The 26979-nt window shown below is 62.1% G+C and carries 27 protein-coding genes; 11 read left to right on the forward strand and 16 right to left on the reverse strand.

The window, feature by feature from the left end; all coding sequences use genetic code 11:
• Window positions 1–29 precede the first annotated feature (29 nt).
• On the reverse strand, window positions 30–1244 hold the full coding sequence (locus tag ACTJKM_RS12225) for an NADP-dependent isocitrate dehydrogenase (protein WP_058324115.1): 1215 nt from the start codon (window positions 1242–1244) through the stop codon (window positions 30–32).
• Between the two features lie 276 nt (window positions 1245–1520).
• Here ACTJKM_RS12225 and ACTJKM_RS12230 point away from each other — a divergent pair, with 276 nt between their 5' ends.
• From ACTJKM_RS12230 to murI, 3 genes are all read left to right on the forward strand, one after another.
• Window positions 1521–3497, forward strand: coding sequence for an FUSC family protein (locus tag ACTJKM_RS12230; protein ID WP_058328264.1), 1977 nt, complete (start codon window positions 1521–1523; stop codon window positions 3495–3497).
• Between the two features lie 65 nt (window positions 3498–3562).
• Window positions 3563–4408: an RNA methyltransferase gene (locus tag ACTJKM_RS12235; protein ID WP_058328263.1), complete on the forward strand. Its 846-nt coding sequence runs from the start codon at window positions 3563–3565 to the stop codon at window positions 4406–4408.
• Complete coding sequence (murI, locus tag ACTJKM_RS12240; protein WP_058328262.1) at window positions 4395–5240, forward strand: glutamate racemase; 846 nt, start codon at window positions 4395–4397, stop codon at window positions 5238–5240. Before ACTJKM_RS12235 ends, murI begins: the two co-directional genes overlap by 14 nt.
• Here the strand turns inward: murI and ACTJKM_RS12245 are convergent.
• Window positions 5237–5422, reverse strand: a complete 186-nt coding sequence (locus ACTJKM_RS12245; RefSeq protein ID WP_156436917.1) for a hypothetical protein — start codon at window positions 5420–5422, stop codon at window positions 5237–5239. The genes murI and ACTJKM_RS12245 overlap by 4 nt on opposite strands.
• A 257-nt stretch (window positions 5423–5679) precedes the next feature.
• Between ACTJKM_RS12245 and ACTJKM_RS12250 the strand changes: the two genes are divergently transcribed.
• Entirely contained in the window at window positions 5680–7197 is a 1518-nt protein-coding gene (locus tag ACTJKM_RS12250; protein ID WP_440660389.1) for a helicase HerA domain-containing protein, read from the forward strand.
• A gap of 55 nt (window positions 7198–7252) precedes the next feature.
• On the opposite strand, the gene ACTJKM_RS12255 is transcribed toward ACTJKM_RS12250, so the two are convergent.
• Window positions 7253–7588, reverse strand: coding sequence for a cupin domain-containing protein (locus tag ACTJKM_RS12255; protein ID WP_058328312.1), 336 nt, complete (start codon window positions 7586–7588; stop codon window positions 7253–7255).
• A gap of 118 nt (window positions 7589–7706) precedes the next feature.
• Here ACTJKM_RS12255 and ACTJKM_RS12260 point away from each other — a divergent pair, with 118 nt between their 5' ends.
• The 5 genes from ACTJKM_RS12260 (at window position 7707) to ACTJKM_RS12280 (ending at window position 11997) form a co-directional block, all read left to right on the forward strand.
• Window positions 7707–8234: a MarR family winged helix-turn-helix transcriptional regulator gene (locus ACTJKM_RS12260; RefSeq protein WP_058324119.1), complete on the forward strand. Its 528-nt coding sequence runs from the start codon at window positions 7707–7709 to the stop codon at window positions 8232–8234.
• Between the two features lie 226 nt (window positions 8235–8460).
• Window positions 8461–9078 carry a 30S ribosomal protein S4 gene (rpsD, locus tag ACTJKM_RS12265; RefSeq protein WP_057248932.1) on the forward strand — a complete coding sequence of 206 codons (618 nt, stop codon included), beginning with the start codon at window positions 8461–8463 and terminating at the stop codon, window positions 9076–9078.
• A 136-nt stretch (window positions 9079–9214) separates the two neighbouring features.
• Window positions 9215–10162, forward strand: coding sequence for a glutaminase (locus tag ACTJKM_RS12270; RefSeq protein ID WP_058328260.1), 948 nt, complete (start codon window positions 9215–9217; stop codon window positions 10160–10162).
• A 129-nt stretch (window positions 10163–10291) separates the two neighbouring features.
• Window positions 10292–11176, forward strand: a complete 885-nt coding sequence (ttcA, locus tag ACTJKM_RS12275) for a tRNA 2-thiocytidine(32) synthetase TtcA (protein ID WP_058328259.1) — start codon at window positions 10292–10294, stop codon at window positions 11174–11176.
• The gene (locus ACTJKM_RS12280; protein WP_058328258.1) at window positions 11173–11997 is read left to right on the forward strand and encodes an inositol monophosphatase family protein; all 825 of its coding nucleotides are present in this window, start codon (window positions 11173–11175) and stop codon (window positions 11995–11997) included. The genes ttcA and ACTJKM_RS12280 overlap by 4 nt, the downstream gene beginning before the upstream one ends.
• 77 nt (window positions 11998–12074) lie before the next feature.
• Here the strand turns inward: ACTJKM_RS12280 and ACTJKM_RS12285 are convergent, their stop codons facing one another.
• The 8 genes from ACTJKM_RS12285 to ACTJKM_RS12320 all read right to left on the reverse strand — a co-directional run bounded on the left by ACTJKM_RS12285 (window position 12075) and on the right by ACTJKM_RS12320 (window position 20928).
• Window positions 12075–13367 (reverse strand): multidrug effflux MFS transporter, encoded by a 1293-nt coding sequence (locus ACTJKM_RS12285; RefSeq protein WP_440660393.1) that lies wholly within the window; start codon window positions 13365–13367, stop codon window positions 12075–12077.
• A gap of 49 nt (window positions 13368–13416) precedes the next feature.
• Window positions 13417–14655, reverse strand: a complete 1239-nt coding sequence (locus ACTJKM_RS12290) for a multidrug effflux MFS transporter (protein WP_058324123.1) — start codon at window positions 14653–14655, stop codon at window positions 13417–13419.
• A gap of 461 nt (window positions 14656–15116) precedes the next feature.
• The gene (gene grxD, locus ACTJKM_RS12295) at window positions 15117–15455 is read right to left on the reverse strand and encodes a Grx4 family monothiol glutaredoxin (protein ID WP_058328257.1); all 339 of its coding nucleotides are present in this window, start codon (window positions 15453–15455) and stop codon (window positions 15117–15119) included.
• A gap of 234 nt (window positions 15456–15689) precedes the next feature.
• Window positions 15690–15935 carry a hypothetical protein gene (locus ACTJKM_RS12300; RefSeq protein WP_058328256.1) on the reverse strand — a complete coding sequence of 82 codons (246 nt, stop codon included), beginning with the start codon at window positions 15933–15935 and terminating at the stop codon, window positions 15690–15692.
• A gap of 6 nt (window positions 15936–15941) precedes the next feature.
• Window positions 15942–16175: a BolA family protein gene (locus ACTJKM_RS12305; RefSeq protein WP_057248940.1), complete on the reverse strand. Its 234-nt coding sequence runs from the start codon at window positions 16173–16175 to the stop codon at window positions 15942–15944.
• 234 nt (window positions 16176–16409) lie between these two features.
• The gene (purL, locus tag ACTJKM_RS12310; RefSeq protein WP_057248941.1) at window positions 16410–18641 is read right to left on the reverse strand and encodes a phosphoribosylformylglycinamidine synthase subunit PurL; all 2232 of its coding nucleotides are present in this window, start codon (window positions 18639–18641) and stop codon (window positions 16410–16412) included.
• A 195-nt stretch (window positions 18642–18836) separates the two neighbouring features.
• Entirely contained in the window at window positions 18837–19418 is a 582-nt protein-coding gene (locus ACTJKM_RS12315) for an acyloxyacyl hydrolase (protein ID WP_058328255.1), read from the reverse strand.
• A 91-nt stretch (window positions 19419–19509) separates the two neighbouring features.
• Window positions 19510–20928 carry an aminotransferase-like domain-containing protein gene (locus ACTJKM_RS12320; protein ID WP_058328254.1) on the reverse strand — a complete coding sequence of 473 codons (1419 nt, stop codon included), beginning with the start codon at window positions 20926–20928 and terminating at the stop codon, window positions 19510–19512.
• A gap of 82 nt (window positions 20929–21010) precedes the next feature.
• Between ACTJKM_RS12320 and ACTJKM_RS12325 the strand changes: the two genes are divergently transcribed.
• Complete coding sequence (locus ACTJKM_RS12325; protein WP_245296174.1) at window positions 21011–21265, forward strand: DUF1127 domain-containing protein; 255 nt, start codon at window positions 21011–21013, stop codon at window positions 21263–21265.
• A 90-nt stretch (window positions 21266–21355) separates the two neighbouring features.
• On the opposite strand, the gene ACTJKM_RS12330 is transcribed toward ACTJKM_RS12325, so the two are convergent.
• From ACTJKM_RS12330 to purC, 4 genes are all read right to left on the reverse strand, one after another.
• Complete coding sequence (locus ACTJKM_RS12330; protein WP_057248958.1) at window positions 21356–21763, reverse strand: hypothetical protein; 408 nt, start codon at window positions 21761–21763, stop codon at window positions 21356–21358.
• 56 nt (window positions 21764–21819) lie between these two features.
• Window positions 21820–22491: a phosphoribosylformylglycinamidine synthase subunit PurQ gene (gene purQ, locus ACTJKM_RS12335; RefSeq protein WP_043614510.1), complete on the reverse strand. Its 672-nt coding sequence runs from the start codon at window positions 22489–22491 to the stop codon at window positions 21820–21822.
• 165 nt (window positions 22492–22656) lie between these two features.
• Window positions 22657–22899 carry a phosphoribosylformylglycinamidine synthase subunit PurS gene (gene purS / locus ACTJKM_RS12340; protein WP_057248959.1) on the reverse strand — a complete coding sequence of 81 codons (243 nt, stop codon included), beginning with the start codon at window positions 22897–22899 and terminating at the stop codon, window positions 22657–22659.
• 18 nt (window positions 22900–22917) lie between these two features.
• Entirely contained in the window at window positions 22918–23682 is a 765-nt protein-coding gene (gene purC / locus ACTJKM_RS12345; RefSeq protein WP_058328252.1) for a phosphoribosylaminoimidazolesuccinocarboxamide synthase, read from the reverse strand.
• A gap of 336 nt (window positions 23683–24018) precedes the next feature.
• Between purC and ACTJKM_RS12350 the strand changes: the two genes are divergently transcribed.
• The gene (locus tag ACTJKM_RS12350; RefSeq protein ID WP_057248961.1) at window positions 24019–24333 is read left to right on the forward strand and encodes a DUF1476 domain-containing protein; all 315 of its coding nucleotides are present in this window, start codon (window positions 24019–24021) and stop codon (window positions 24331–24333) included.
• Between the two features lie 53 nt (window positions 24334–24386).
• On the opposite strand, the gene ACTJKM_RS12355 is transcribed toward ACTJKM_RS12350, so the two are convergent.
• Complete coding sequence (locus ACTJKM_RS12355; RefSeq protein WP_058328251.1) at window positions 24387–26921, reverse strand: EAL domain-containing protein; 2535 nt, start codon at window positions 26919–26921, stop codon at window positions 24387–24389.
• Between the last annotated feature and the right edge of the window lie 58 nt (window positions 26922–26979).

Here is a 26979-nt window from a genome sequence, read left to right on the forward strand (position 1 = left end):
CCGTGTTTTTCGAAGTGTCTGGCGCCCTATCAGGCAGCCATGGCCTTCTGCAGGTTCTCGTCGATCTTGTCGAGGAAGCCGGTGGTCGAGAGCCACGGCTGATCGGGACCGATGAGCAGCGCCAGGTCCTTGGTCATGAAGCCGGATTCGACGGTGTCGACGCAAACCTTCTCAAGCGTGTCGGCGAACTTCGCGAGTTCGGCATTGCCGTCGAGCTTGGCGCGGTGCGCAAGGCCACGGGTCCAGGCGAAGATCGAGGCGATCGAGTTGGTCGAGGTTTCCTCGCCCTTCTGGTGCTGGCGGTAGTGGCGGGTAACCGTGCCGTGGGCAGCTTCGGCTTCGACCGTCTTGCCATCCGGCGTCATCAGAACCGAGGTCATCAGGCCGAGCGAGCCGAAGCCCTGGGCCACGATGTCCGACTGCACGTCGCCGTCGTAGTTCTTGCACGCCCAGACGTAACCGCCGGACCACTTCAGAGCGGAGGCGACCATGTCGTCGATCAGGCGGTGTTCGTACCAGATCTTCAGTTCCTTGAACTTCTCGGCGAATTCTTCCTCGAAGACCTTCTGGAAGATGTCCTTGAAGCGGCCGTCATAGACCTTGAGGATGGTGTTCTTGGTCGAGAGGTAGACCGGAACCTTGCGCTGGATGCCGTAGTTGAACGAAGCACGCGCGAATTCGGTGATCGAATCGTCGAGGTTGTACATGCCCATGGCAACACCGGCCGACGGTGCGTCGAAGACGTCGTATTCGATTTCCTTGCCGTCTTCGCCGACGAACTTCATCGTCAGCTTGCCCTTGCCCGGGAACTTGAAGTCGGTGGCGCGGTACTGGTCGCCGAAGGCATGACGGCCGACGATGATCGGCTTGGTCCAGCCCGGAACCAGGCGCGGAACGTTCTTGCAGATGATCGGCTCGCGGAAGATAACGCCGCCGAGGATGTTGCGGATCGTGCCGTTCGGCGACTTCCACATCTTCTTCAGCTTGAATTCCTCGACGCGGGCTTCATCCGGCGTGATCGTGGCGCACTTGACGCCGACGCCGTGCTTCTTGATCGCGTTGGCCGCGTCGACCGTCACCTGGTCTTCGGTGGCATCGCGGTTTTCGACGCTGAGGTCGTAATATTCCAGATCGATGTCGAGGTAGGGATGGATCAGCTTGTCCTTGATGAACTGCCAGATGATGCGGGTCATCTCGTCGCCGTCGAGCTCGACGACCGGATTGGCGACCTTGATCTTTGCCATGAATATGCCTCGTAGCTTATGCGGGACAGCGGGAGCGATGTCCCTTCCTCTCTGAAAAATCCTGTGCCCTATAGCACTCAGAACCGGCAAGGCAAAGCGTGCTTGGTTGAAACTTTGGATGGAGGTTGCGACTGGCCTCGCACAAGGCTTCGGCACGCCTTTCCGGCTGGGCTCTCAGCGCGCCGGCCTTGCAAAGATCGCGCCTGCCGCTATGCAGGAAGAACCCCCGCGAAGCGACGCGCACGTGAGGCGAACGCAGACAGACAAAGGCATCCGATGGCATTTCGTTCCCGTATGCGCGATTGGCTTCTTGCCAACGATCCGGCCTTCTCCCGCCTGCGGCAGGCCTCCCGCATCACCGCGACGATCGTCGTTTCCATTCTGCTCCTGATGGCGTTTCACTATCTCGTGGCGCCGCTGCCGCCGGCCGCCTTCGGCCTCGCTGCGTCGCTGTCGATCGAAGGCGGTCTCGCCGTTCGCGACACGACGGTGGCAGGCCAGCGCCTGACCCGCATCGTCGCCGTCGCCGTCGGTGTTTGCATGGTCGGGCTTGCATCGGTTCTCGAGAATCATCGCTACGTCTCGGACGTCGTTTTCCTGTTGATCATCTTTCTCGCCGTCTATGGCCGGTCCTTCGGCCCGCGCGGCTTTGCCGTCGGCATGTTCGCGTTCATGTCTTATTTCACCGGCGCCTATCTGCGGCCGACGCTTGATCAGCTGCCGGCGCTGTTCTTCGGCGCGGCGGTCTCCGCCACGGTCGCGCATCTCGTCCGCACACGGCTGCTGCCGGATGATCGCTACCAGGATCTGTTGCGGGCGACCGCCAGCGTGCAGCGCCGCGTCGACCAGATGCTGCTGCAACTGGCGGAGATTGCCCGCAAGCCGGTTCTTTCCGAGGTCGATCGGCGGCGGCTGCACACGGCGGAAGAACGGCTGAAGGAAGCGGTGCTGATGGCCGAAAGCTTCATTCCCACCGAGAACCGGCGGCCGGAACCGGAGCCGGGCCTCGTCTCGGCCGACGTCGTCGTCAATCTTTTCGACCTGCATCTCGCGGCCGAGAGCGTGATCGTGGTGAGCTTCCAGTCGATGCCGCCGCCGGCGCTGGTGGAGGCGACGCTGGCGCGTGACGGCGAGCGGATCGACGAGGAGATCGCGCGGCTTGGCGATGCGGCACCACGGCGTGCGGAAACGGTGAAGGCGCTGCTCTGGCTTCGGAATGTCAGGCAGAGGCTTGCCCGCAGCCTTGCAAAGCTGACGCCGGCCGACCTCGAAGAGCCGCAGGCACAACAGGAGGGCGGACCAAGCCGCTGGAAGCCATCGCTTGCCGACCCGGCGCTGAAGGCAGCGATCCAGATCACGCTCGCATCCGGCATCGCCATGGTCTTCGGGCTGATGCTGTCACGCGAGCGCTGGTTCTGGGCGGTGCTCGCGGCCTTTCTGGTCTTCACAAACACACGTTCGCGTGGTGACACGGCCGTCAAGGCGCTGCAGCGCTCGGCAGGCACGCTCTTTGGCATCGTAGTCGGCATCATCGTCGGCACGCTGGTTGGCGGCAATATCTATCTCGTGCTGCCGCTCAGCGCCCTCTGCGTCTTTCTCGCCTTCTATTTCCTCGCCGTTTCCTACGCGACGATGACCTTCTTCATTTCCGTCGTGCTGTCGCTGGTCTACAGCCTCATGGGCGTGCTGACGCCGCATCTCCTGCAGCTTCGTCTCGAGGAAACCATGATCGGCTCGATCGCCGGTGCGGCCGTCGCCTTCGTCGTTTTTCCGACGCGCACCCGCACCACGCTCGATACAGCTGTCGCGACCTGGTGCGACGAACTGATCGGCCTGTTGCAGGCTGCGCGGGACGGCACTTCCGGCATGGTTCTCGTTGCCCGCTCTCAGGCGCTCGACCGGGCCTATCGCGAGCTCGCGGCGGCGGCAAAACCGCTTGGGCTTCCGTGGCAGCTGGTGACGCGCCCCGGCCATGTGCGCCAGGCGCTGGCAATCTTCATGGCCTGCACCTACTGGGCACGGGTCTTCGCGCGACGCGTCGGCACGGATGCGGAGCTGGAGGGCACCGATTTCAAAGAGGACATCGACGCCAATCTCGAACTCGTTCGGTCGGTGCGCGACAAGGCGTCCGCCTATTTCTACGAGGTCGGCCGGATCGGTGCGCCGGTCGATCGGCACCTGCCGATCTCGAAGGACGATGCGGAGCTTGGTCTCGAGATGATCGGGGTCTCTCTCAACCGGCTTCATTTGTAGTGGACTTTAATTTCCGCGGTATTTGTGCAAGGGAAGCGCCGAACGACAGGCGAAGGCACGGGAAAATGGCAGGTACGAACAGCGAGCGCGAACTTCTGGTGGAAGGACCGGCGATCATTCTCGCCTATCCGCAGCTCGGCGAAAACATCGGCATGGTCGCGCGGGCAATGGCGAATTTCGGCCTGGCAGAGCTTCGGCTCGTCAATCCGCGCGACGGCTGGCCGAGCGAAAAGGCGCGCTCTGCCGCAAGCCGTGCCGACCACGTGATCGACGCTGCCAAGCTCTATGGTTCGGTCGAAGAGGCGATCGCCGATCTCAACTTCGTCTATGCGACGACGGCCCGCGACCGCGACGGCTACAAGCCGGTGCGTTCGCCGATCGTTGCCGCGCGCACGCTGCGCCAGCGTTTTCAAGGCGGTGAGAAGACGGGCATCCTGTTCGGGCGCGAGCGCACCGGACTTACCAACGAGGAAGTGGCGCTTGCCGACGAAATCGTGACCTTTCCGGTCAACCCGGCCTTCGCGTCGCTCAATCTCGCTCAGGCCGTGCTCTTGATGTCCTATGAATGGCTGAAGACCGGCATGGAATCGGAGGACCAGACCTCGTTCCAGGCGATCGAGCAGCGGCCGGCGACCAAGGAACATCTGCAGGGGCTCTTCGAGCATGTCGAGGAAGCGCTCGACGCGCGCAACTATTTCCGCTCCGCCGACAAAAAGCCGAAATTGGTCGAAAACCTGCGCGCTGTTCTGACCAGACCATCCTTTACCGAATCCGAAATCCAGGTGCTGCGCGGCGTCATTTCTTCGCTCGACCGGTTCACGCGGGAAAACCCGCGGGGCTCCGGCGCTCCAGGTGATCACAGCAGGGGCGAGCACAACAGGAAAGCGCGAGACAAAGGTGACAGCGAGTGAACTGAAACCCATCCTCGTCTTCGACAGCGGCATCGGCGGCTTGACCGTGCTGCGCGAGGCGAGGGTGCTGATGCCCGAGCGGCATTTCATCTATGTGGCCGACGACGCCGGCTTTCCCTATGGTGGCTGGGAAGAGGCGGCGCTGAAGGCGCGCGTGATCGAGCTTTTCGGCCGGCTGCTTTCCGAGCATGATCCGGAAATCTGCGTGATCGCTTGCAACACCGCCTTTACGCTTGTCGGCGCAGATCTGCGCGCGGCCTATCCTCAGATGACCTTCGTCGGCACAGTTCCGGCGATCAAGCCGGCAGCCGAGCGCACACGTTCCGGTCTTGTGTCTGTTCTGGCGACGCCGGGCACCGTCAAGCGCGCCTATACCCGCGATCTCATCCAGTCCTTCGCCAGCCAATGTCACGTGCGCCTCGTCGGCTCGGAGAACCTCGCCAAGATGGCGGAGGCCTATATTCGTGGCGAGAAGCTGGACGATGAGACGGTCCTTGCCGAAATCGCCCCGTGTTTCGTCGAGATGGACGGCAGGAAGACCGATATCGTCGTGCTGGCCTGTACGCACTATCCCTTCATGGCCAATGTCTTCCGAAAGCTCGCGCCATGGCCTGTCGACTGGCTGGATCCGGCGGAAGCGATTGCCCGGCGGGCGCGTTCGCTCGTGCCGCTGCCGAACGGCTTCGAGCCGCTGAATGGCCAGGATCCGGCAATTTTTACCTCCGGCAAGCCAGATTTTGCGACCCGGCGGCTGATGCAGGGATTCGGCCTGACGGTAACGCCCGACGCGACCGTCGAGCACCGGGTGGGACGGACCGAGACGATCGGCTAGAAGAAGATCGCCAGCGAAAGTCCGATCAAGGCAGCCAGCACGCAGGCGGTCCGGAAGTGCATGCGGCTGATGCGTGCGGCTTCATCTCTTGACGTGATGCGTTGCCCATCCTTGTAAGCGTCGCGCATGCGCTGATCGAGATTGTTCATCTCCATTTGCTGTTCTGTTTCGTAGTGTTCCATCACTGCCCCTGGCAGAACGCTTCGACCATAACCGATATGGGCATTCGTCATTGCTCGCAAAAGTACGACCCTCAGCCAATCTCAACTTTATCTTGCGGCGAGCGGATTTGTGCATCCGGTTCTTTCCGGGTGACTTTCCGGCGTGTATTCCCTGTGGGTTTTCTGCGTCGGAGGCACGCATTCCGGCAAAAGCGTGCTAGGTGTCGCCGGCTCGGCGGTCTGCGCCCGAGCGCGAATCAGTACAGCAAGAGGTGGAAATGAAGGTCGGCATCGACATGGGAGCGACGTCCGAAGGGACATCGGCCTCGCTCGATATCGAGGAGCTTCTGGCCACCCGTCTCCTGGTGCAGGGTAATTCCGGTTCGGGCAAGTCGCACCTGTTGCGTCGGCTGCTGGAGCAGTCGGCACCCTGGGTGCAGCAGTGCATCATCGATCCCGAGGGCGATTTCGTCACGCTCGCCGACAAGTTCGGCCATGTGGTCGTCGAGGGCGAGCGGACCGATGCGGAGCTGATTGGCATCGCCAACCGCATTCGCCAGCACCGCGTCTCCTGCGTGCTCTCGCTCGAAGGCCTCGATATCGAGCAGCAGATGCGCAACGCCGGCGTGTTCCTCAACGCCATGTTCGATGCCGACCGCGAGTTCTGGTATCCGGTGCTCGTCGTGGTCGACGAAGCACAGATGTTTGCGCCGTCCGTTGCCGGCGACGTCACCGAAGAGGTGCGCAAGATTTCGCTCGGCGCCATGACCAACCTGATGTGCCGCGGCCGCAAGCGCGGACTTGCCGGCGTGATTGCCACGCAGCGTCTGGCGAAACTTGCCAAGAACGTGGCGGCCGAAGCCTCCAACTTCCTGATGGGTCGTACCTTCCTCGACATCGACATGCTGCGTGCGGCCGATCTGCTCGGCATGGACCGGCGCACGGCGGAAATGTTCCGTGACCTGAAGCGCGGCTCCTTCGTCGCACTCGGCCCGGCGCTGTCGCGCAGACCGCTGAAGGTGACGATCGGCACGGTCGAGACATCGGCCCGTTCGACGAGCCCGAAGCTCATGCCGCTGCCGGAGGCGCCGCAGGACGTCGAGGATTTGATCTTCACGCCGGACCCGGACGAGTTGACCCGGCCGATCATGCGCCGCGCGGTCGCGCCGCCGCGCCCGACAACGGACATCCTCGCCGAACTATCACGCCCGCGGCCGGAAGCAGCAGCGCCAATCGAGGCGAGGCCGGTTCAGCCGGAGATGACCGCTGACGAGAAAGAAAGCCTGCTCGACAGCGTCTTCGCGGAAATCCTCGCCAATCCGGAGGCGGCCTTCCGTCCCGATGCAGAACTGTTCCAGGACTTCCTGGTCCGTTGCCGCATTCGCCGCCTGCCGTCAGGTGCAGCACTTTCCCTCAGTGCCTTCCGCCGCAAGATGGCGGTTGCCCGTTCCGGTGTCGACGCCGAGACGGCGGCGACCGAGACCTGGGCGCAGGCCTTGCAGCTTGCCGATCGTGTGACCGAGGATCTTCAGGCCGTGTTCCTGATGATGGCGCAAGCAGCCGTCCGCCGCCTGCCGTGTCCTTCGGACGCGATGATTGCGCGCGCCTATGGCACGCATTCGGCCCGTCGTGCGCGCCGCCTGCTCGGATATTTCGAGGAACACGGGCTGATCGTCATCCATGCGGACTTTTCCGGCAAGCGCATCGTCGCCTTTCCGGACCTTGGCAGCGAAACCGCGCCGGGGGATGCGAACGGACCGGATATGGGCAACACGCCGGCCACCGCGGCCGAGTAAGCCACCTCCATTCCCGTGCCTTTGGGGTACTGACACAGCCAAAAGCGCACGAACGCTAGAGCCAGGTCTGAACCACCCGATCCGACGCGTGGATGCAAGTCATCTGCAGCCGGCTGGTGCCAGTGTTGACGAAACGGTGCGGCGTCTCGGGATCGACGACGATGATGTCGCCGGCCTTGCCCATGATCTTTTGCTCACCGACAGTGAACTCCGCTTCGCCGGAATGCACGATCCAGGTCTCCGGATAGGGATGGACGTGAAGGGCAGGCCCCTGGCCGGGCGCTGCATCCATCAGGAACAGCGAGATGGGCGTGCCGTATTGCCCGCCTTCAAACAGGATGGTTCGGTTGGGGCTCTGCTTCTGCTCTGCACGCGGAATGACATGAAACATGCTGGCCTCCATCTCCGGTCGGCTTGGCTTCCTGCAGTGGATGAATTATCTTCACGAGAAGATATTATTCGAAACTATCTTCTCGTCAAGATATATTGATGAATTACCGAGGTGAGCAATGCAGAATGAGAACGAGGCGAGGGATCACGTCGACCGGCTGCAGGCGCAGTGGGCGGCCGAACTGCCCGACCTCAATACCGAGCCGATGACCATCCTTGGGCGCGCCTACCGCCTTTCCAACCTTGTGCGCCCGTCGATCGAGGAGACATTCTCTTCATTCGGCCTCGACCGCGGCGAGTTCGACGTGATCTCGACGCTTAGGCGTTCAGGCCCGCCTTATCGCCTGACGCCGACCGACCTCTATACATTGCTGATGATCTCGTCGGGCGGGCTCACGCATCGCCTCGACCGGCTGCAAAAGGCAGGGCTGATCGTGCGCGAACGCTCGGCATCCGATGGCCGAAGCAGCGTCGTCGGACTGACCGAGAAAGGAATAGCGCTTGCGGAAACGGCGATTCGTGCGGATATGACCAGCGAGGCGCAGTACCTCGCAGGGCTGAGCAAGGAGGATCGCGCCGCATTGGCGGCGCTCCTCAGGAAACTGCTCGTCTCGCTGGAGCGGGCCGAGGCCGTTGATCCGGCTTGAACGGATGCCGGTTTGTCACAATTTCGTTGACAATAGGCGCTGGACCCACTAAAGCCGCCCCAACGCCGGGCAGAAATGTCCGGTGTTTCATTGACATGTCCCGTGGCTTCTCCGTCAGCGTGATCGTGAGAAACCTGTCAGAACCCCGAAAATGGGTTCAGAGGAGGGCGTGTTTCCTTGATCCGGCTTGGAAACAGGCTGGTGTAACTGTTTGAAAGGAAATGCGATGAGCAAGCGCGAATCGTCCAAGTACAAAATTGACCGCCGTATGGGCGAAAACATCTGGGGCCGTCCGAAGTCTCCGGTGAACCGCCGCGAATACGGCCCGGGCCAGCACGGCCAGCGCCGCAAGTCCAAGCTCTCGGACTTCGGTGTACAGCTGCGCGCCAAGCAGAAGCTCAAGGGCTACTACGGCGACATCCGCGAGAAGCAGTTCCGCGCGATCTTCGCTGAAGCTTCCCGCCGCAAGGGTGACACCCCGGAAAACCTGATCGGCCTGCTCGAATCGCGCCTCGACGCGATCGTCTACCGCGCCAAGTTCGTTCCGACGGTCTTCGCTGCTCGTCAGTTCGTCAACCACGGCCACGTCAAGGTCAACGGCGTCCGCGTCAACATCGGCTCCTACCGTTGCAAGCCGGGCGACGTCATCGAAGTCAAGGAAAAGTCCAAGCAGCTCGTAACCGTTCTGGAATCGGTTTCGCTCGCTGAGCGCGACGTTCCGGACTACATCGAAGCCGATCACAACAAGATGGTTGCGACCTTCGTCCGCGTTCCGGGCCTCTCTGACGTTCCGTACCCGGTCGTCATGGAACCGCACCTGGTCGTCGAATTCTATTCGCGTTAATCCGAGGCTCACGCCTTGTGACGTATCGAAAACCGCCCGGAAACGGGCGGTTTTTTTGTCGGTAGCGATTACCGTGGCGCTGCCGTCCATAGCGCGATTTCATCCCTTCGACAGGCGATGAGTGAGAGGGAAGCCGATGCCCGAGCAGAATGCTGCGCAGGACCTGCAGGCGATTATCGACAACATCCACCGGGAGCTGAGCCCAAGGTTCGGCCAGGGCAAGGTCGCCGATTACATTCCGCAACTCGCGCGCGTCGATCCCAAACATTTCGGCATGGCGATCGTGACCACCGACGGCAAGATCTACCGGGTCGGCGATGCCGAAGTGCCGTTCTCCATCCAGAGCGTCTCCAAGGTATTCACACTGACGCTGGCGCTCGGCAAACACGGCGAGAACATCTGGCACCGTGTCGGCCGCGAGCCATCCGGCTCGGCCTTCAACTCCATCGTCCAGCTCGAGCAGGAAGGCGGCAAGCCGCGCAATCCCTTCATCAACGCCGGCGCCATCACCATCAGCGACCTGATCCTCGCCGGCCATACGCCGCGGGAACTGATCGGCGAAATCGTGCAGTTCATCCGTTACCTTGCCGACGACGACGAGATCGTCATCGACCACGAAGTTGCGCGTTCGGAGACGGCCACCGGCTACAGGAACTTCGCCCTTGCCAATTTCATGCGCTCCTTCGGCAAGCTCGACCATCCGGTGGAGCATGTACTCGGCGTCTATTTCCACCATTGCGCCTTGGCGATGACCTGCAGCCAGCTGGCCAAGGCCGGGCTGTTTCTGGCCGCTGGCGGCAGCAATCCGCTGACGGGCCATAACGTCGTCTCGCGCCAGCGGGCGCGACGCATCAACGCGCTGATGCTGACCTGCGGCCACTATGACGGCTCCGGTGACTTCGCCTACCGCGTCGGCCTGCCGGGCAAGAGCGGCGTGGGTGGCGGCATTCTGGCGGTGGCGCCGGGCAAGGCGTCGGTTGCCGTCTGGTCTCCTGGTCTCAACGAAAACGGCAACTCGCTGCTCGGCTCGCTGGCGCTTGAGATGCTGGCAGCGCGCACCGGCTGGTCGGTCTTCGGGTCCTAGGACCTTCTGCGTCATCAACCAGCACAATCCGGCCGATTTCCCTTGATCTTGACGGCCGGAGCGGGCAAGTGCAGGCCAAGATTTGCCGGGCGCGGGTTGCGCCCGTGCCTGCCGCACAGGATCCCCGCCATGGACCTTTCGCTTAACGTGTCGCAAGACCAGGCCGAAACCACTTTCGGTGAGGGCGAGATCGACGCCGGCGCGCATCCGCTGTTCAGCCGCATGCCGTCCTCCGTCTCGTTCAACAAGCTGCGCAAGCGCCTCCTGCGCCAGACGCGGCAGGCGCTCGACGACTTCGGCATGCTGAAGGGCGCGAAGCGCTGGCTGATCGGCCTTTCCGGCGGCAAGGACAGCTACAGCCTGCTGGCGCTCTTGATGGACCTGCAATGGCGCGGGCTGCTGCCGGTGGAGCTCATCGCCTGCAATCTCGACCAGGGCCAACCGAACTTCCCGAAGCATATCCTGCCGGAATATCTTCAATCGATCGGCGTCAAGCACCGCATCGAGTATCGCGACACCTATTCGATCGTGAAGGAAAAGGTACCGACGGGGGCGACCTACTGTTCGCTCTGTTCGCGGCTGCGCCGCGGCAACCTCTATCGCATTGCGCGCGAAGAGGGGTGCGACGCACTGGTGCTCGGCCACCACCGCGAGGATATTCTCGAAACCTTCTTCATGAACTTCTTCCATGGTGGCCGACTCGCCTCGATGCCGGCGAAGCTGCTGAACGATGAAGGCGACCTGATGTTGCTTCGCCCGCTCGCCTATGCGGCCGAGGACGATCTCGCCAAGTTTGCCTCCGCGATGGAGTTTCCGATCATCCCCTGCGACCTCTGCGGCTCGCAGGATGGTCTCGAGCGCAATGCGATGAAGGCGATGCTGGCCGATATCGAGCGGCGCATGCCCGGCCGCAAGGACACGATGCTGCGCGCGCTCGGTCACGTGAACCCGTCGCATCTGCTCGATCCCAAGCTGTTCGATTTCCTGTCCCTTACACCGGAGCCCAAAGAATGAGCCATTCCGTTGACATCGCCGGCCTTGCCAACCTCCTGCAGGAAGCGGCGGTCAAAGAGATCCTGCCGCGGTTCCGCAATCTTGATGCAGGCGATGTCCGGATGAAGTCGGAAGCGATCGATCTCGTGACCGAAGGCGACGAGGCGGCCGAACGGCTGATCAAGTCACGTATCGAAGAGGTGGCACCGGGCGCTCTGTTCGTCGGCGAAGAATCGGTAGCGGCCGATCCGACCCTTCTCGACAAGCTCAACGAGGCCGATCTCGCCGTCGTCGTCGACCCGATCGACGGCACTTTCAATTTCGCCGCCGGCCTGCCGCTCTTCGGCGTCATGGCAAGCGTCGTCGCAAAGGGCGAGACGGTCGCCGGCATCATCTACGATCCGCTCGGCAATGACTGGGTGATCGCGGAGAAGGGCTCGGGCGCCTGGATGTGCCGCCCTGACGGCTCGCAGGAGCGTATGTCGGTGACGGCGGGCGTGCCGCTGGAAACCATGGTCGGCGGTGCCTCGACTGGCTTTTACCAGCAGGAAGCACGGCGCGAAGTCATGGCCAATTTGGCCAAGGTGCGTATGGCCACCAGCTACCGCTGTGCGGCGCACGAGTATCGCATCTTCGCGGCTGGGCATCTGCACTTCCTGATGTACCAGAAGTTGATGCCCTGGGATCACTTGGCGGGAACGCTGATTTCGCAGGAAGCCGGTGCCTATGCGGCCCGCTTCGACGGTTCTCCCTATCTGCCTGCGCATCTCAACGGCGGCCTGCTACTGGCGACCGACAAGGAGAGCTGGGAGACGCTTCGCCGCGAGGTTTTCACGGTCTGATTTCAGCAGCCAGTGCTGAAACAAAAAAGCCCGCCCGGATCGCTCCGGGCGGGCTTTTTTTGCCATGCGGTTGCCGGTTACATGTGGCCGCCACCGTGATCCATGGTGACGTCCTTGTCGCCAGGATGGGTGAAGAGCTTACCCTTCTCGGCCCAGAGCGTCGCCAGAACCGTCAGAGTGCCGAAGAGGGCGAAGCCGCCAAAGAGCGGCTGCAGCGTACCGTTGAAGAGCTGGCCGACGGTGCCGCCGATCAAGGCGCCACCGGTGGTCGAGACAAAGCCGGTGATCGCTGTCGCCGTGCCGGCGAGGTGCCCCATCGGCTCCAGGCTGATCGCGGTGAAGTTCGTCGCGATCACCGCAAAGAACATCAAGAGCACCGAGAACATCAGGTAGCTGACGACGAAGGCCGGCGTGCCGGAGAGCGACATCACGAAGCCGACGACCGAGAGCAGCGTGAACAGGATCATTGAGACGTGCGAGATCCGGCGCATGCCGAAGCTGCGGACGAAGAAGCCGTTAGCGAAGTTCGCGACCGCGATGCCGCCGGCCGTGCCGGCAAAGGCGATCGGCAGCCAGTCACCGAGGCCATAGACCTCGCCGAAGATCTGCTGAACCGTGACGATGTAGGCGCAGATGACCGCGGTGAAGAGAGTCATGCCGATCATGTAGCCGCAGGTGATGCGGTTGGTGAGAACGGTCTTGAAGCCCGAGCAAACCGCCCCGACGGAAAGCGGCATGCGCTCCTCGCGCGGCAGGGACTCCTTCATGCGGGAAAAGGCCCAGACGAACAGGATCGCACCAATGACGCCGATCAGGATGAAGATCCAATGCCAGTTGGCATACAGGATCACGAGTTGGCCGATCGAGGGCGCAACGATCGGCACGATCATGAAGACGATCATGACATACGACATCACACGCGCCATCTCGCGGCCACCGAAGCAGTCGCGCACGATCGCCATGGTGGTGATACGGATCGCGGCCGCGCCGATGCCCTGAATGAAACGCAGGATGAGCAGCGTCTCGAAGCTCTGGGTGAGGGCGGCCGCGAACATCGACACGGTGAAGAAGGCGAGGCCGCCGAGCAGCACGCGGCGACGGCCGAAGGCATCGGAGAGGCTGCCGAAGAAGATCTGCGAAATGCCGAAGCCGAGGAAGAAGACGCCGATCACCAGCTGGCTATCATTGGTGTTGGCGACATTCAGCGACTGGCCGATCGCCGGCAGCGCTGGCAGCATGCTGTCGATGGCGATGGCGACACTCGCCGTCATGACGGCGATGGTGATGATGAACTCGACGATGCCCATGTTGAGGCGCTGAGCCCCGGAAACCCCGTCGATATGTTCGGATTGATTGGTGATGGTGGTCATTGGATGAGCCCGTAAATTCTTCAAAAATGAGGACTGGCCGGTTCTGGGATCAACCGGCCGGCTGATGGTGCGGTTTGAAGAGCTTGCCGCGTTCGGCAATCAGAACGAACACGAGACCGATCGCGGCGACAGTGAAGTAGCCAGTGGCGAGCGGCGTTGCGGTGCCGTCGAAGGACTGGCCGATGAAGGCTCCAATCACGCTTCCGCCGATCGTCTGCATGAATCCGAGAACCGAGGAGGCAGTTCCGGCGACATGGCCGAGCGGCTCCATGGCCATGGCGTTGAAGTTCGGCGCGATCAGCCCGAACTGGAACATCGTGGCGCAGTAGAGGACCACGAAGACCGGGAAGGGCAGCGGCGCATAGAGCGAGGCCGACATCCAGACGAAGCTCGCCAGCGTGAAGCCGATGAGTGCCGCATGGGATAGCGGCCGCATGCCGAAGCGGCGGACAAGGCGGGAATTGGTGAAGGAAGCGACCGCCATCATACTGGCAAAGGCGGCGAAGACAAGCGGAAACCACACGCCGAGGTCGTAGACGCCGACGAGCACCTGCTGCGCCGAGTTGATGAAGCCGAACAGTGCACCAAGGATCACCGAGGTCGCGAGCGTGTAAAGCAGCGACACCCGGTTCGTCAGCACCATGCGGAAACCGCTGAGGATGACCGCCGGCGTGAAGGCGCGGCGATGGGCCGGATCGAGCGTCTCTCCGAGTTTCGACACGACGATTGCAATGTTCATCACGGCATAGAGTGCGACGACGACAAAGATCATGTGCCAATCGGCAAGGCTGATGATGAGTTGGCCGATCGAAGGCGCCACAACTGGCACGATCATGAACACCATCATGACCAGAGACATGACCTCAGCCATCTGTCGGCCGCCATAGACGTCGCGGACGATCGAGATGGTGATGACGCGCGTCGCCGCAGCACCGGCGCCCTGCACGAAGCGCAGCGCCAGCATGAGGCCGAAGCTCGGTACGATCGCGATCGCCAGCGCGCAGAGCGCATAGAGGGCAAGGCCGGCAATCAGCGGTGGCTTACGCCCGAAGCGATCCGAAAGCGGGCCGAAGAACAACTGTGCCACCCCCATGCCGAGCAGATAGGCGGTGATGATGTACTGCCGCTCATTTTCAGAGGCGACGCCGAGGCTGGCTCCGATCTGCTGCAGACCTGGCAACATGATGTCAATCGAGATGGCATTGGTTGCCATCAGCATGGCCATCAGCGCGATGAACTGGAATTTCGTGACCCCGGGCCGGGCGTCTTCGTTGGTCGTGCTGGTCATTTGCAAAAAGTCCTAGCGGCGCACCGGGCGCAAGCGAAACAGGTTGGTCCGGAGCAAATCCGGAAAAGAAGGGTGTCGGCTGACGCCATGCCAGCAGACATATCGAATTTGAGCGGGGGCAGCCGGGGCGATTGGAAACCAACCGCATGGACCGGGCCGGCATGAAGCGTAGGAAGCGTCGAGCGGCAGGGACCGGACTTTCCGGGCGCCAAGGGGCGAGGCGAGACCCTCTACAGGCAGCTTATGCCGAACGATCGCAACCGATTCATGACAGGCCGGACATCCGGCCCTTCGCTCCCCGAAGGAAGCACGCTCTGAACGTATCTTGGCGGCACCTGCGCGAATCGCACGCGCAAGTCCTTCTGAAGGACAACGAAAATTAGGCGATGCGGAATTACGGCCAGAATCAAAAAAGGCGGTTGCCCGCCTTCTCCGAAAGATCGGGACGAGGCGTCCTTAGATCAGGCGGCGGCGCCCTTGACGGCAATGCCCTGTGCCTCAAGGTGAGACTGCAGTTCGCCGGCCTGGAACATTTCACGCACGATGTCGCAACCGCCGACGAATTCGCCCTTGACGTAGAGCTGCGGGATCGTCGGCCAGTTGGAGTAGTCCTTGATGCCCTGGCGCAGGTCAGCATCGGCGAGCACGTTGACGCCCTTGTAGTCGACACCGATGTAGTCGAGAATCTGGACAACCTGACCGGAGAAGCCACACTGCGGGAACTGCGGCGTACCCTTCATGAAGAGCACCACATCGTTCGTCTTGACTTCGTTGTCGATGAATTCGTGAATTCCGCTCATCTCGTCTTCCTTCCTGCGCCGGCTTCAAGGGCCGGATATCGATTGGGTTCTAGATAGCATGCATATTGGTGATTTTCACCACCCAATCGCAACAAATATTGATGGGCCTCAAGATGTGGTTTTATTACCACTACAGCGGCGCGCGTCTTTCCAGACGCGCAAAGGTCGCTGTAGCACTTTGATTTTCTGCATGTTTTTGTCCTTAAATCGGCGACGAGTTAAGGAAACATGCAGTCAGACGGTGCGGCGACGGGTCTTGCTGCGCGCTGCAGCCGTTCGACGACGGCTGACCTGCTTCTTGGCCGGCTTGCGGATGGCCGCTTCGAGGACATCCCCGAGGATACCACCGCCGGACGAAGTCGCGCGCGTGCGGCGCTTCGTCCGCTTGGTCGTCGTCCGCTTGACGCCGGTCTTCTTGAGGATTTCCTTCAATGCACTGTCAACGACGCCGCTGACGAGTTCCTTGATCAGGTCAGCCATTCCGGCTTACTCCGGCGCGCTCGTCTGCAGGGCGAGGGCGTGTAGAACACCGCCCATGTTGCCCTTGAGTGCGTTGTAGACCATCTGGTGCTGCTGCACGCGGGTCTTGCCACGAAACGCCTCGGCCACGACTTCGGCGGCATAGTGGTCGCCGTCACCGGCCAGATCGCGGATCGTGACCTTGGCACCGGGAATCCCTGCCTTGATCATGTCTTCGATGTCGCCTGGTGTCATGGGCATGATACGCCAACTCCCTTTTTATTCTGCAACGTCAGCAGCCTGCCGACGCCATCCATGAAATTAGGGAACCACGATTCAGGGGCGGAACGCAATTGCTGAATTGGGTGAGGGCGGCCAGTTGCTGGCGCCGGTACGAGCAGATGATCACGCTTGATCGCGTCCCCAGATGACACCTTTCGAGGCATGCGAAGAGCCAGACGGGAGCCGCCGATCAGCGGCTCCCGTCGTCGTTTCTCAGTTCTCGGGAGCGAGATCGCCCTGCATGAATTCCGGGAACCAGCCTTCGTGGGTCGAGCGCAGCTCAGCGACCGAAACCGCCCTGGCATCGCCGAGCTTGACGGCATCGCCAGCGGTCTTGCCGATGACGGGCAGGGCAACGCCTGCGGCCTTAGCGCGGGCGGTAACCGCGTCGAGTGCGCCAGCGGCAACAGTTACGACGTAGCGGCCCTGATCTTCGCCATAGAAGGTCGCGATCGGGTCGTGACCGGCGACGGCATCAACCGTGGCGCCAATGCCCGAGGCCATCGCCATTTCGGCGACCGCAAGCGCCAGGCCACCCGACGAGCAATCGTGAACGGCCGTCACGAGGCCATCGACGATGAGGCCGCGGACGAAATCGCCCACCTTGCGTTCATGCGCCAGATCGACATGCGGCGCCGGACCGTCGGTGCGGCCGTGAACGTCTCGCATGTAGACCGACTGGGCGATGTGGGTGCCCAGGCCAACAGGTGCACCGGCAAGCAGGATCGTTTCGCCTTCCGCAGCAAAGCGGATGCGCGCCATCTTCGACCAGTCCTTGATCAGGCCAACGCCGCCGATCGTTGGGGTCGGCAGGATCCCTTGGCCATTGGTCTCGTTGTAGAGCGAGACGTTGCCGGAAACGATCGGAAAGTCGAGCGCGGTGCATGCTTCGCCGATGCCCTTGATGGCATGGACCAGCTGGCTCATGATTTCCGGGCGTTCCGGGTTGCCGAAGTTGAGGTTGTCGGTGGCTGCCAGCGGCAGCGCGCCGGTTGCCGTCAGGTTGCGCCAGCATTCGGCGACCGCCTGCTTGCCGCCTTCGAACGGATCGGCTTCGACGTAACGCGGCGTTACGTCGGAGGAGAAGGCCAGCGCCTTGGAGACGTGACCCTCGACGCGCACGACGCCAGCGTCACCGCCCGGAAGCTGCAGCGAGTTGCCCTGGATCAGGGTGTCGTACTGTTCGTAGACCCAGCGGCGCGAGGAGTTGTTGGCCGAACCGACGAGCTTCACGAGTGCGTCGGCGACGTCAGCAGCCGGGATGTCGTTGGTTGCCAGCGGAGTCGAGGTCTTGGCAGGGGTCCAGGGACGATCGTATTCCGGCGCTTCGTCGCCCAGTTCCTTGATCGGCAGGTTCGCCACTTCTTCGCCCTGGTGCAGGATGCGGAAGCGCAGATCGTCTGTGGTCTTGCCGACGATGGCAAAGTCGAGGCCCCACTTGACGAAGATCGCCTTGGCGACTTCTTCCTTGGCGGGCTCCAACACCATGAGCATGCGCTCCTGGCTTTCCGACAGCATCATCTCGTAAGCGGTCATGCGTTCTTCGCGAACGGGAACGCTATCAAGGTTGAGCTCGATGCCGAGGTCGCCCTTGGCGCCCATTTCGACGGCCGAGCAGGTGAGGCCGGCCGCACCCATGTCCTGGATGGCGATGACGGCGCCGGTCTGCATCAGCTCGAGGCAGGCTTCAAGCAGGCACTTTTCGGTGAAGGGGTCGCCGACCTGGACGGTCGGGCGCTTTTCTTCGATCGACTCGTCAAACTCGGCCGAGGCCATGGTCGCGCCACCAACACCGTCGCGGCCGGTCTTGGCGCCGAGATAGACGACGGGGAGACCCACGCCTTCGGCCTTGGAGTAGAAGATCGCATCGCTCTTGGCGAGGCCGGCGGCAAAGGCGTTGACGAGAATGTTGCCGTTGTAGCGGGCGTCGAACTCGACTTCGCCGCCGACGGTCGGAACGCCGAAGGAATTGCCATAGCCGCCGACGCCGGCAACGACGCCGGAAACGAGGTGGCGGGTCTTCGGATGATCAGGCGCGCCGAAGCGGAGCGCATTCATCGCAGCAACCGGACGGGCGCCCATGGTGAAGACGTCGCGCAGGATGCCGCCGACGCCGGTCGCAGCGCCCTGGTAGGGCTCGATATAGGACGGGTGGTTGTGGCTCTCCATCTTGAAGACGACGCAGTCGCCATCATCGATATCGACCACGCCGGCGTTTTCGCCCGGCCCCTGGATGACGCGCGGGCCTTTGGTCGGCAGCGTGCGCAGCCACTTCTTCGAGGACTTGTAGGAGCAGTGCTCGTTCCACATCGCCGAAAAGATGCCGAGCTCGGTGAAAGTCGGCTCGCGCCCGATCAGGCTCAGGATGCGCTCGTATTCGTCGGGCTTCAGCCCGTGCGATGCGATGAGGTCCGGGGTGATGGGGCGGGTGTTCGAAATCGTCATCGTCGACCGTCAAATCCTTCGGGCGGCGCGCAATCCACTTAAGAGGAATATGGCGCGTGCGAACCGCAACAGACACAGGGAGCGCTTTGCGGCTTCTTTAGCCTATGCTGCGGCGCGGCGCGACAGAAAAATACGGGCGATCAACAGCGGTTGACGCCCGTATAAGCTTTGCAGAAGGCAGTGCGGCGACCAGCGTCAGAACTTGTAGCCGAGCGCAAGGCCGGCGCGTGTCAGGCCGTTGTTCGGACCGTCGCACAGATTGGCATGCGAAGCATGTTCCACGGTCGCCGAGACGTTCCAGTGCTCGTCGAGGCGGACGCCGGCAGCGGCGTATTCGCGGAAGAGGACGCGGCAGCCGAGTTGGGGACCGGAACCATTGGGTTCATCGAGGTCGCCGTCATGAATCGTGCCGCCGGCGCCGAACTCGACGAAGAGGCGCTGGGTCATGTCGAAGGTCCAGCTCAAACCGCCATGGGCCTGATTGACCCCGTTAGACGACGTCGCAACCGCCGCGCCGGTATAGACCCGCGGGCGCAGCAGTTTTTCGCCGAGGTCGGTCGCCCCATCGGCGTCGAACGGGTCGAAATACACGGTGAATGACGGAAAGACCCCGTCTTCCTGCTTATCGCCGGCGGCGATCGACGTCGTCACGCCGAAGCGCATTTCGTCGAAAACACCGTCCGCGGCAAGAGCCGGTGCGGCGGCGGTCAACGTGGTGGTGGCGAGAAGAAGATATGCGATGCGATGCGACAAGGCGGGGCTGAACGGTAGCGGCATGCGGAATCCTTAGAGGCGAATCATGTGCGCAAACTGCTAAAGTAGTATGTTGCTCAACCTTGCCCGAAAGTCACCCCGTGGATTTCTATAGTCACTCAAAACTGTCGTAGCCCGCCCGCCCGCTGTCGAGCAGCCGCTTCAGCGCCTGAAAACCTGCTCTTACCTGGGCTCGGTCCGGCGGCGAGGAAAAACCGATGCGAATGCGATGGAAAACGCGGTCGGTTCGTCCGGCCTTGAACTCGTCCTCGTCGTCGACAAGCACACCCTCCTGCAAAGCAGCCTGCTTGAAGGTACCTGAAAGCCAGGGGTCGGGCAGCTTCATCCAAAGGAACGGAATACAGGGGTGCGAGGTGAACTCGATGCCTTCGAAAATTTCGCGGGCCATCGCCTCGCGGGCGCGCACCTCTTCAATGCCCTTGCTGCGCAGGATTGCAGCCGAACCGGAAAGCACGAGGCGCGCGCAGAGCTCAGCGAGAATGAACGGCAAGCCGCCGCTCACCATTTTGTGGGCAATGCGAATACGCTGGCTGAAATGCGGAGGGCAGGCGACCCAGCCGCCACGGACACCGGCAGCGACCGACTTCGAAAGACCGCCAACCAGGAAGGTGCGTTCCGGCGCAAGCTCGGCCAAGAGCGGCGTCTGATCACCGGTCATTGCGCCATAGAGATCGTCCTCAACAAGCCAGACACCGTATTTGCGGGCGATGTCGGCGATCGCCTGGCGGCGCGCAAGCGGCATGACGGCAACCGTCGGGTTTTGTGCGCTCGGCATCAGGAACGCGAGCTTCGGATGCTGCTGCGCGCAGACGCGCTCGAAATCCTCGGGGATCATCCCGAACTCGTCGCTTTCGACCAGCGTCGTCCGGCGACCGACCAGGCCGGCGCTGCGGCTCACCTGCGAATAGGTGAGCGTCTCGAAGGCGATACGGTCGCCAGGCGCGGTAACCGCAGTGATGACGGCAACCACACCCGCATGGGCACCGAGCGTCGGCACGATGTTTTCCGGCTTCGGGCGGAAGCCGCCGCGCGCCAGCCATAGGCAACCCGCCTCGAACCAATGGTCCGGGAAGTTGCGGGCGTAGCTTGCGATGTCCGCATGGTGGTCGTGACTGATCTCGCCAAGCACCTCGCTCAAGACCGTGCCCTGGCCGATATCGGGCGCCGCTGTGCTGTCGAACCTCAACTTGCCGGCAGGCGCCACAAGCGGCCGGGTGCCGGCGAGCGAAGTCGTCAGCGGATCCGCCTGCTCCGGCGGACGGCTTTCGGGATGATCTAGTACATAGGTGCCGCGACCGACTTCACCGCTCACAAGTCCGCGTTCGCGGACGATGTTATAGGCGCGTCCAATCGTGCCGATTGTCACGCCGATGTCGTAGGCGAGGTTGCGCTGCGGTGGCAATTTGGCGCCGACGGGCAGGGCGCCGTTGCCAATTGCCTGTTCGATCTGGTCAGCAATCCGCGCATAGAGCGGACCGTGACCCTGCTGAATGTCTGGGAGCCAACTTGTCATAGTGACAATTCTTTAGATTACAGCGCGAAATATGTCAATTATCACCGATACAACGATAGCAATCGCTGCATTGGGGTTATCAATGAGTACAATCAATACAATTTGTTTGTCCCGCGCGGAAGCGAAGTCCGTCGAGCGCACCAGCACATTGCTGGGCGGTGACTATTCGGACGAACGCGAAAGTCTCTTGAAGCGGCTGTGGGGGCTCTATTGCGAACTGGCAGCGAAGCGACGCGGTCGCATGGCGCTCGGGGAAATGAGCGATTGGCAGCTTAGGGATATCGGTGTTTCCGAGAAGGACGCGCGCCAGGAATCGACTGTCCCGTTCTGGCGCTAGCTCGGATTAGAACGACTGTCCGACAATGCACAATGGCCGGCGCCCTTTGAGGTCGGCGGCCATTGGTCAATTCGCCAATTTGACTGGGGTCTACTTGCAGCCCTGTCCGCCGGCAGCCCAGCGCTTGATATCGGCGGCCATCCGCGTGCCGACGGGTTCGCTCATCAACGGTCCGAAGGCCTGCAGGCGTGCCGGGTTGCCCTCGGCCTGAACGACGGCGAGCGGGCGTGCTTCCGGGGATTTGCGCGGCACGATCAGTATGCGCGGGCGGCCCGAGAAGGAATTAAGCTCCGGCGCCAGGCGATAGGACTTGAACTCGGAATCGCCCGATTTGAACCAGCAGCCGTTGGCGCCAAGCGCCACGCGCTCCATGGTCGGCAGTGCCGCCGTGTTCGGGCTCGGCGCCGGCGGCTTCGGCGATTGGCACGAAGCGAGAAGGGCCAGGCCAAACGTTGCGCAGGCAAGGCCGGCCAGGCGTGCAGGGACAAATGAAGGCATCGACGGTCTCGCTCGCATTTGGGGGATGGGTCGGATGCCTTCTATCAGCCGGATGGTTAAGCGGCGATTACTTCGAGCGCAGACGCAAAGAGGCCGCGGCCGTCGGAGCCGCCATGAGCCGCTTCGATCAGGTTTTCCGGATGCGGCATCATACCGAGCACGTTACCCTCGGCATTCATCACGCCGGCGATATCGTTCATCGAACCGTTCGGATTGGTGCCTTCGGCATAGCGGAACACCACCTGGCCATTGCCTTCGATCGTCTTCAGTGTCTCAGCATCGGCGAAGTAGTTGCCGTCGTGGTGGGCGACCGGCGAGCGGATGATCTGGCCCTTCGAGTAGGCGCGGGTGAAGTCGGTGTCGGCATTGACCACTTCGAGCTTGATCTCGCGGCAGACGAACTTCAGCGAGGCGTTGCGCATCAGCGCGCCTGGCAGGAGGCCAGCCTCGACGAGGATCTGGAAGCCGTTGCAGACGCCGAGAACCTTGACGCCCTTTTCCGCCTTGGCCTTGATCGCCTGCATGACCGGCATGCGCGCTGCGATCGCGCCACAGCGCAGATAGTCGCCATAGGAGAAGCCGCCCGGGATGACGATCAGATCGACATCGGGGATATCCGTTTCCGTCTGCCAGACGGTGACCGGAGCCTTGCCGGAAATCTTGGTGAGGGCCGCGATCATGTCGCGGTCGCGGTTGAGGCCCGGAAGCTGAACGACGGCTGACTTCATATCTCTGTCTCCGTTAGCGGCGAGATCAAATCTTGATGCCCCACCCCGACGAGCCAGGCATCTCCCGATCGCAGCACCGCTCCGTTGGGCGTTCGTGCTGCTTCGGCGTTTCTTAACGTCTGGATCCGCGCCCGAAGGCACGGACCGATCTTCATGCCTGATCGATCAGGCGAACGAGATGCTGTAGTTCTCGATCACCGTGTTGGCGAGCAGCTTTTCGCACATCGCCTTGAGGTCTTCTTCGGCCTTGGCCTTGTCTGTGGATTCGATCTGCAGATCGAAAACCTTGCCCTGACGGACCTGGCCGATGCCGTCGAAGCCGAGTGCGCCGAGCGCACCTTCGATTGCCTTGCCCTGCGGATCGAGAACGCCGTTCTTCAGCGTCACGGTTACACGTGCCTTGATCACTTTGATTTTCCCCGAAAGTTATTTCACCAGAACCGGACCGGTGCCGCGCACGGGTTCGTTCTCGTTCATGATGCCAAGACGGCGGGCGACTTCCTGGTAGGCCTCGACGAGGCCGCCAAGGTCGCGGCGGAAGCGGTCCTTGTCGAGCTTCTCGCGGGTCTCGATGTCCCAGAGACGGCAGCTATCCGGCGAGATCTCGTCGGCGAGCGCGATGCGCATCATGTCGCCCTCGAACAGACGGCCGCACTCGATCTTGAAGTCGACGAGCTGAATGCCGACGCCCAGGAACAGGCCCGAAAGGAAGTCGTTGATGCGGATGGCGAGCGCCATGATGTCGTCGAGTTCCTGGGGGCTTGCCCAGCCGAAGGCGGTGATGTGCTCTTCGGAGACCATCGGGTCTTCCAGTGCATCGGCCTTGTAGTAGAACTCGATGATCGAACGGGGGAGAACGGTGCCTTCCTCGATGCCGAGGCGCTTGGACAGCGAGCCGGCGGCAACGTTGCGCACGACAATCTCGAGCGGGATGATCTCGACTTCCTTGATCAACTGCTCGCGCATATTGAGGCGGCGGATGAAGTGCGTGGGGATGCCGATCTTGTTGAGATGCGTGAAGATGTACTCGGAAATACGGTTGTTCAGCACGCCTTTGCCGTCGATGACGTCATGCTTTTTCTTGTTGAAGGCGGTCGCGTCGTCCTTGAAGAACTGGATGAGCGTGCCCGGCTCTGGACCCTCATAGAGGATCTTGGCCTTGCCCTCGTAGATACGGCGGCGACGATTCATGGATTCTGTCTCTGTGGTTGTTGGCGCTCTTGGGTCGCGCGCATGGAATATCTCTCGGGGTCCATAACTGAAAAGAACGGATTTCACAATCGGCGTATCTTCCCGTCCCCTGATTTGCATAGGGCGCCCGCGCGTCTCTACCTGGACGCGTCAAGGTCGCCGTGTCACTTTGGGCGCTGCGACGTATGTAGTCCTTGAATCGAAGGCGATTTCAGGAACCATACGGAGGGTAACATGAAAGTCATCAAACCGGAAAACTACGCATTGCAGTTTGACCTCCGTTTTGGTTTATGGCGATAACTATTTCCGGCATGGAATTTTCAGGGAGATCGATTGATGACGACGATGCAGGATCGCGAAAAGGCCTTCGAGGCGAAGTTTGCGCTGGACGAAGAGCTGAAGTTCAAGGCTGAAGCGCGCCGCAACAAGCTTGTCGGTCTCTGGGCTGCCGGTCTGCTCGGCAAGGCCGACGCCGACGCCTACGCCAACGAAGTGGTGGTTGCCGACTTCGAAGAGGCCGGCCACGAAGACGTCGTCCGTAAGATCAAGGCCGACTTTGACGCTGCAGGCGTTGCCCAGACGGAAGATCAGATCCGCTTGCGGATGCTCGAGCTTCTCGGCGAAGCCGTCCAGCAGATCCAGAACAAGTAAGCCTTCAGGCACCAATGCCGACCATTCACGCCCGGCCATGAAGCCGGGCGTTTTTACTTGTCCTCCGTGCCGAAGACCGGCTTCCATCCGCGCCGCAGGCGCCGCTCAAGCTCCAGACGATCCATCGGGCGGGCCAGCGCGTAGCCCTGCAGCACATCGCAGCCAAGATCCCGCAGCATCGCTGCATGCTCCCAGGTCTCGACGCCTTCGCCGACGACCTCGATGTTGAGCGAATGGCCGATGTCGATGATCGCGCGGACCAGCTTGGCCTGTTTCGCGCTCTCCGTCATCGGTCCGACCAGCGCCCGGTCGATCTTGAGCCGCGCCGGATTGAGATTGAGCAGTCCGATGATCGAGGCGTGCCCGGTGCCGAAGTCGTCGATCTCCACCTCGATCCCAAGCGCGCCGAGGGCCGAGATGGTTTCGGCGATTTCATCTTCCGGATCGTCGAGGAAGATGGATTCGAGCAATTCGAACGAGAGGACGCCAGGGGCGATCTGCAGATCACGCAGGTCGGTGATCAGGCCGGGATCACGCAGGCGCGGCGACGACATGTTGACCGAGATCTTGGGAATGGCGAGGCCGGACTGCCGCCAGGACTGAAAGTCGGCATAGGCGAGCTCTACGACCTTTCGGTCGATGGCCGGCAGGACATTGATCTCCTCCGCGACCTTCAGGAAATGGAAGGGGGCGAGCACCCCGCGCTCAGGATGGTTCCAGCGGACCAGAGCCTCGACACCGGTTATCTCGAGCGAACGCGCATCGAACTGCGGCTGATAGTAAACCGTGAACTGCCCTTCCTCGATCGCCTGGCGAATATCGTCGCCGATCCGTTTGGCCGTCAGAATTTGTGTCTGGATCTGTTCAGAAAAGGCTTCGACCCGGTCCCGGCCGAGGCTCTTTGCCCGGTAGAGCGCGATGTCGGCGTTCATCAACAACTGCTTCGCATCGAAATCGTCATGCCCTTTCCAGGCAATGCCGATGCTCGCGCCCAGGCGGCAGAGCTGGCCCTCGTAGGGAATGGGGCGACGGAAGGCGTGCACGATGCGCTCGGCAAGCTCGGAGAGCTGCGGCAGGTTGCGACCGCGGCGGCAGAGAATGACGAATTCGTCGCCGCCGATGCGGGCAATGAAATCGTCATGTCGAGCGTGCGCGCGAAGGATGGCAGCGGCATGGGTCAGCATGGCATCACCAGCCTGGTGCCCAAGCGTGTCGTTGATCTGTTTGAAACGATCGAGGTCGATATGCAGGATGGCGTTGACCGCGACGTTTTCCGCCAGCATCTGGTCAAGGTAGCGCCGGTTGGGCAGATCCGTCAGGTAGTCGTGCAGGGCGTTGTATTCGATCCTTATCCGCGCCAGCTCGAGCTCGCGGTTGCGCGCTTCGGCGGAAGCCTGGGCCTGGCGCAAGTCCTCCTGCAATGCGATGTCTTCGGTGACGTCCCAGTTCGCCCCGATGAGCTTTCGCGTCCCGAGATGATCGATATAGGTCGCCGCATTGGAGCGGATATGCCGGATCGTGCCGTCCGGGCGCACGATCCGAAAGGCATTGCTATAGGGCTTGCCGGAAGCGATGCCTTCGTTGGTCCGAGCGATGACCTTGTCGCGGTCGTCGGGATGCAGGGTGTTTTCCCAGGATTCGGAGCTCGGCGGCCCATCACTTGGGTCGAGGCCGTAGATCTCGAACATGCGCTCGTCCCAGTCGTCCCTCTGGGCGTCGAGGTTGAAGTCGAACACGCCGATCTTCGAAACGCCGAGAGCGAGCCTCAGGCGGCGAGAGACCTCTTCGAGACGGGCCTCCGCCTCCTTGCGCGCCGTGATGTCCGTGTCCGTCCCGATGATGCGGGAGGGTCTGCCATCCGGCCAATAGGCAACTGACGCGCCACGGCTCTCGATCCAGACCCAATGCCCGTCCGCATGGCGCTCGCGGTACTCGAAGGTGTTGAACACTGCCTCGCCAGAATCCTGGCGCTCGATTGCGGCACGCACATGCGCGTGGTCGTCGGGGTGGACGTTCTGGATCCAGGTCTCAAGACTACCGTCGACTTCGGCATCATCGGGCAGGCCACGAAGCCGCTTCCAGGTGGTGGAGTAAAACAGGTTCCCGGTTTCGAAGTCGTGATCCCACACGCCTTCAAGTGCGCTGTCGAGCGCATATTTCCAGCGGGTTTCGTCGTTGCGAAGACCGGCGATTTCGTCGACGAGCTCATGGGCGGGGAGCATCAGCAGGAGAAAGGCGTCCTGGTCGGCAAAAAGCACAGGTGACCAGGAGACAAGCATCGGCAGCGGACCGGAGAGGCTTTCGAAACGGAGCGTCGTGGACGCGGTCGTCGTGGGCGGCAAGATGTTCCGCGCCGGCAACAGCGGCCGGTCCTCATCCAGCACGAGATCTGCGAGAAGGGCTTTGCGGAGCGAAGCGGGTGTCCTTAGCAGCAGTTCGCCGGCACGCGCGTTGGTCGTTACGATCCGTCCCAGATCATTGGCAATGATTGCTCCGGCCGGCAAGCGCTCCAGAGCGGCCTGCGTGAGAACATCCGAATTCGCTGGCGCACCACGCGCACCTTTGGTGAGACCTTCGTTGACGGCCACTTATCCCATGTCCAGCGTTTGCGGCCGCATTTCCAAGGCACGGGAGCCGGAAATCAGG

The sequence above is a fragment of the Ensifer sp. 22460 genome, assembly GCF_052044935.1.
In the GTDB taxonomy this organism is placed as follows: domain Bacteria; phylum Pseudomonadota; class Alphaproteobacteria; order Rhizobiales; family Rhizobiaceae; genus Ensifer.

Coding starts and splice junctions, on each gene's coding strand:
- ACTJKM_RS12300 (WP_058328256.1), bottom strand. CDS start 15,935: ATGGCTGACCTGATCAAGGAACTCGTCAGCGGCGTCGTTGACAGTGCA.
- ACTJKM_RS12245 (WP_156436917.1), bottom strand. CDS start 5,422: ATGGAACACTACGAAACAGAACAGCAAATGGAGATGAACAATCTCGAT.
- ACTJKM_RS12330 (WP_057248958.1), bottom strand. CDS start 21,763: ATGCCTTCATTTGTCCCTGCACGCCTGGCCGGCCTTGCCTGCGCAACG.
- ACTJKM_RS12280 (WP_058328258.1), top strand. CDS start 11,173: ATGAGCCATTCCGTTGACATCGCCGGCCTTGCCAACCTCCTGCAGGAA.
- purC (WP_058328252.1), bottom strand. CDS start 23,682: ATGAATCGTCGCCGCCGTATCTACGAGGGCAAGGCCAAGATCCTCTAT.
- rpsD (WP_057248932.1), top strand. CDS start 8,461: ATGAGCAAGCGCGAATCGTCCAAGTACAAAATTGACCGCCGTATGGGC.
- ACTJKM_RS12235 (WP_058328263.1), top strand. CDS start 3,563: ATGGCAGGTACGAACAGCGAGCGCGAACTTCTGGTGGAAGGACCGGCG.
- purL (WP_057248941.1), bottom strand. CDS start 18,641: ATGACGATTTCGAACACCCGCCCCATCACCCCGGACCTCATCGCATCG.
- purQ (WP_043614510.1), bottom strand. CDS start 22,491: ATGAAGTCAGCCGTCGTTCAGCTTCCGGGCCTCAACCGCGACCGCGAC.
- ACTJKM_RS12315 (WP_058328255.1), bottom strand. CDS start 19,418: ATGCCGCTACCGTTCAGCCCCGCCTTGTCGCATCGCATCGCATATCTT.
- ACTJKM_RS12270 (WP_058328260.1), top strand. CDS start 9,215: ATGCCCGAGCAGAATGCTGCGCAGGACCTGCAGGCGATTATCGACAAC.
- ACTJKM_RS12260 (WP_058324119.1), top strand. CDS start 7,707: ATGCAGAATGAGAACGAGGCGAGGGATCACGTCGACCGGCTGCAGGCG.
- grxD (WP_058328257.1), bottom strand. CDS start 15,455: ATGAGCGGAATTCACGAATTCATCGACAACGAAGTCAAGACGAACGAT.
- ttcA (WP_058328259.1), top strand. CDS start 10,292: ATGGACCTTTCGCTTAACGTGTCGCAAGACCAGGCCGAAACCACTTTC.
- ACTJKM_RS12255 (WP_058328312.1), bottom strand. CDS start 7,588: ATGTTTCATGTCATTCCGCGTGCAGAGCAGAAGCAGAGCCCCAACCGA.
- ACTJKM_RS12230 (WP_058328264.1), top strand. CDS start 1,521: ATGGCATTTCGTTCCCGTATGCGCGATTGGCTTCTTGCCAACGATCCG.
- ACTJKM_RS12305 (WP_057248940.1), bottom strand. CDS start 16,175: ATGCCCATGACACCAGGCGACATCGAAGACATGATCAAGGCAGGGATT.
- ACTJKM_RS12325 (WP_245296174.1), top strand. CDS start 21,011: ATGAGTACAATCAATACAATTTGTTTGTCCCGCGCGGAAGCGAAGTCC.
- ACTJKM_RS12285 (WP_440660393.1), bottom strand. CDS start 13,367: ATGACCACCATCACCAATCAATCCGAACATATCGACGGGGTTTCCGGG.
- ACTJKM_RS12250 (WP_440660389.1), top strand. CDS start 5,680: ATGAAGGTCGGCATCGACATGGGAGCGACGTCCGAAGGGACATCGGCC.
- ACTJKM_RS12320 (WP_058328254.1), bottom strand. CDS start 20,928: ATGACAAGTTGGCTCCCAGACATTCAGCAGGGTCACGGTCCGCTCTAT.
- ACTJKM_RS12225 (WP_058324115.1), bottom strand. CDS start 1,244: ATGGCAAAGATCAAGGTCGCCAATCCGGTCGTCGAGCTCGACGGCGAC.
- ACTJKM_RS12290 (WP_058324123.1), bottom strand. CDS start 14,655: ATGACCAGCACGACCAACGAAGACGCCCGGCCCGGGGTCACGAAATTC.
- ACTJKM_RS12350 (WP_057248961.1), top strand. CDS start 24,019: ATGACGACGATGCAGGATCGCGAAAAGGCCTTCGAGGCGAAGTTTGCG.